2 protein-coding genes are annotated in these 644 nt (G+C 49.7%); both read right to left on the reverse strand.

The window, feature by feature from the left end:
- Positions 1–17: 17 nt before the first annotated feature.
- Entirely contained in the window at positions 18–368 is a 351-nt protein-coding gene (locus tag ACTHUM_RS17265; protein ID WP_009311899.1) for a helix-turn-helix domain-containing protein, read from the reverse strand.
- Between the two features lie 90 nt (positions 369–458).
- A partial coding sequence (locus ACTHUM_RS17270; protein ID WP_440403593.1) for a DUF2818 family protein occupies positions 459–644 on the reverse strand: 186 nt, incomplete at its 5' end.

Below are 644 nucleotides of genomic sequence, written 5' to 3' on the forward strand. Positions count from 1 at the left end.
GAGCGCGTGTTGCGCCCTCAGTGTTTGGACGGTTTGGCTTTGTCCTTTTCGGTCTGCTTTTGGCTGAGGGCTTTTAACTCCTTTAGGTAGGCAACCTTTGCGCGCATATAGCACAACTCTTCGATAAGCTCTGCCTGTGTTTTTTCGTGGTCGGGTTTGTCGGCGATGAAGGGGTTTTTGCGGTGTTGGGGCATGGTTTTGGATTGGGGATGTTCGAGTGCGCCGATACCGCCTTCTTGATAGGCGCGTATCCATCGTCTCAGGTGGGTTCGGGAAATGCCGTAGTGGTCTGCGGTACGTTGTTGGCTGCGTATATGCAGGTAGTGGAGTACGGCTTGGTATTTGAAGTGTAATGTATATTTGCTCATAAAAAAAACTGCACCTTGTGAGTTGGAGGGGGGATGTCCAACTTTTTGGGTGCAGTTCATCTTTCAGACGGCCTTTTCCTCATTCAAATCCTACTCTCTATTCCGCTCATTCCAAAAGTAACGCCATACGAAGCATGGGAAAGCAAAAATCAAGTAGAGGCAGACAACGGTCGCATAAAACTCCCAATCTTGGGCATGTACGGCTCCGGCGCGTGATTCGAGGATATAGGCGAGAATCGCAGTAAGAAGGAAGCCTGCCAGCAATTCGATCAAGTG

The organism is Neisseria sp. P0021.S006 (genome assembly GCF_051956895.1).